General features: G+C 45.4%; 3 protein-coding genes. All 3 read left to right on the forward strand.

Features of this window, described 5'->3' with window-relative positions:
- A partial coding sequence (gene potC, locus MHN01_RS24000) for a spermidine/putrescine ABC transporter permease PotC (RefSeq protein ID WP_239413889.1) occupies positions 1-628 on the forward strand: 628 nt, incomplete at its 5' end.
- Positions 629-745: 117 nt separating this feature from the next.
- On the forward strand, positions 746-1,777 hold the full coding sequence (locus MHN01_RS24005; protein WP_239413890.1) for an extracellular solute-binding protein: 1,032 nt from the start codon (positions 746-748) through the stop codon (positions 1,775-1,777).
- Between the two features lie 262 nt (positions 1,778-2,039).
- Positions 2,040-2,634, forward strand: a 595-nt coding sequence (locus MHN01_RS24010; RefSeq protein ID WP_239413891.1) for an extracellular solute-binding protein, incomplete at its 3' end; no start/stop codon positions are given.

Below are 2,634 nucleotides of genomic sequence, written 5' to 3' on the forward strand. Positions count from 1 at the left end.
CCTAGTCAACAATGACAGCTTGATGCAGGCAGCCTGGCACTCGCTGAATATCGCTGTATTTTCAGCGACAGCCGCAGCCATTATCGGGAGCCTGACGGCCGTTGCCCTGTTCCGCTATCAGTTTCGCGGCAAACATTTCGTCAACGGCATGCTGTTTGTCGTCATGATGTCGCCTGACATTGTTATGGCTATCTCGTTATTGGCACTGTTTATTCTGGTAGGTGCCGAGCTGGGCTTCCTGACGCTGCTGCTCTCTCATATCACCTTCTGTCTGCCTTTCGTGGTAGTCACGGTCTACAGCCGACTGAAAGGATTTGATGTAAAGATGCTTGAAGCAGCGCGCGATCTTGGCGCCAGCGAGTGGGTGATCTTAAAACAGATTATTCTACCGCTAGCAAAACCTGCTGTTGCTGCTGGCTGGCTGCTAAGCTTTACCCTGTCTCTGGATGATGTAATTGTTAGCTCATTCGTGACCGGGCCGTCTTACGAGATCTTGCCATTGAAGATTTACTCAATGGTAAAAGTGGGAATTTCACCAGAAGTGAATGCACTAGCCACGATAATGCTTATTGTGTCTCTGGTTCTGGTAATTTGCTCGCAGTTGCTAGCCAGAGAGAAGATTAAATAAAGTAATCTAACTCAGTGTTTTAATTGGCCTTGTGCCAGATACTGCAAGTGATTAGTCAGCCGATTAATCACTTGTTTTTTATCAATACCCTGCTGGGGTTTTGGAGATGATAAACAAATGAAAAAATGGTCCGCTTTTCTGACCGGTACTGCTTGTGCAGCAGCGATGTTCTCAACCTTTTCGAATGCTGCTGATAAAGAATTAGTTTTTATGAACTGGGGCCCTTATATCTCTACGGAGCTAAGGGAACAGTTTACTAAAGAGACTGGTATTAAAGTGATTTATTCGACTTACGAGTCGAACGAGACTATGTACGCCAAGTTGAAAGCACACCCTAAAGGTTACGATCTGGTTGTGCCGTCCACTTACTTCGTTGCCAAAATGCGTGATGAAGGCATGTTACAGAAAATCGATAAATCAAAGCTAACTAACTTCCAAGAGCTTGATAAGAACTATTTGGATAAGCCTTTTGATCCAAACAACGACTACTCCATCCCCCATGTAATCGCGATGACCGGATTGGCCGTAAATACGGATATGTACGATCCGGCCGACTTCGATAGCTGGGCAGATCTGTGGAATCCCGAGCTCGAAGGCCAGTTGATGCTGATGGATGATACCCGTGAAGTTTTCCATATTGCCCTTCGAAAGTTGGGTTACTCTGGTAACACGACGGATCCGAAGCAAATCGACGAGGCTTATGAAGAGCTGAAGAAGCTGATGCCGAATGTATTGGTATTCAACTCGGATAACCCGGCAGCACCATACCTTGCCGGTGAAGTTGGCTTGGGTATGCTTTGGAACGGTTCAGCCGCCGCTGCGCAAAAAGAAGGCTTGCCAATTGAGCTTGTCTGGCCAAAAGAAGGCGGAATTTTCTGGGTCGATAGCCTGGCTATTGCCAAGAATGCTGAAAACGTTGATGCCGCCCATAAGATGATCGACTTCCTGCTTCGTCCGGATGTCGCGGCCAAGATTTCGGAAGAAACCGGTTATCTTACCGCAGTCAAAGCGTCGAACGACAAGTACAAGGACAACCCGACTCTCTTCCCACCTCAGGAAGACCTAGATCGTGGTGAATGGCAGGACGCTGTTGGCGAAATGAATATTCGCTATGAAAATTACTTCCTGGAACTAAAAGCCGCTCAGTAATTCTGCATATAAGGCAACCAGATAATATTTGGTTGCCTTAATCATAAACCTATCTGCTATAATCTCCTTTTAAATCGTCTGTTTATAGTCATATTTAAATTTAAGAAAATGACTCTTCGTAGTCATTGGATTTCTTTTGCATGTAGGAGAAGCGGTTAGTACCGAGCAGCCATGCGCATTTGTTTGCTTATTGGCATTTATTGTTTAGTACATTCGCTGGAGATAACTCTCAACACATCCTGATAGTTAGGAGCACAATAAAATGAAAAAATGGTCTTCCTTAGTGGCCGGTGGCGTCTGCGCAATGGCAATGTTCTCGAATGTTGCAACAGCTGCAGATGAAGAACTGTATTTCTACAACTGGTCTGAATACATCCCAAGCGAAGTATTGGAACAGTTCACAAAAGAAACGGGCATTAAGGTAATTTATTCGACTTACGAGTCGAACGAAACCATGTACGCCAAGCTAAAAACTCATGGTACAGGCTATGACCTTGTCGTTCCTTCGACTTATTACGTATCGAAGATGCGTGACGAAGGTATGCTGAAGAAAATTGATCGCTCTAAGCTATCAAACTTTGATGAACTTGATCCAAACTACCTGCACAAGCCATTTGACCCAAACAACGACTACTCTATCCCTTACATTTGGGGCGCAACCGGTATCGGTGTTAATACAGAAATGATGGACAAGGCTGAAGTCAGCTCTTGGAGTGATTTCTGGGATCCTAAATGGGAAGGCCAGCTAATGATGATGGATGATGCTCGCGAGTTCTTCCACATCGCACTTCGCAAGCTAGGCTACTCTGCTAACACCCAGAACCCAGACGAAATCAAAGCAGCCTATGAAGAGCTGA

This window comes from Photobacterium sp. OFAV2-7 (genome assembly GCF_022347985.1).
Classification (GTDB): domain Bacteria; phylum Pseudomonadota; class Gammaproteobacteria; order Enterobacterales; family Vibrionaceae; genus Photobacterium.

Excerpts from the sequence above, each read along its gene's own strand:
- MHN01_RS24005 (WP_239413890.1), top strand. The coding sequence starts at position 746 with ATGAAAAAATGGTCCGCTTTTCTGACCGGTACTGCTTGTGCAGCAGCG.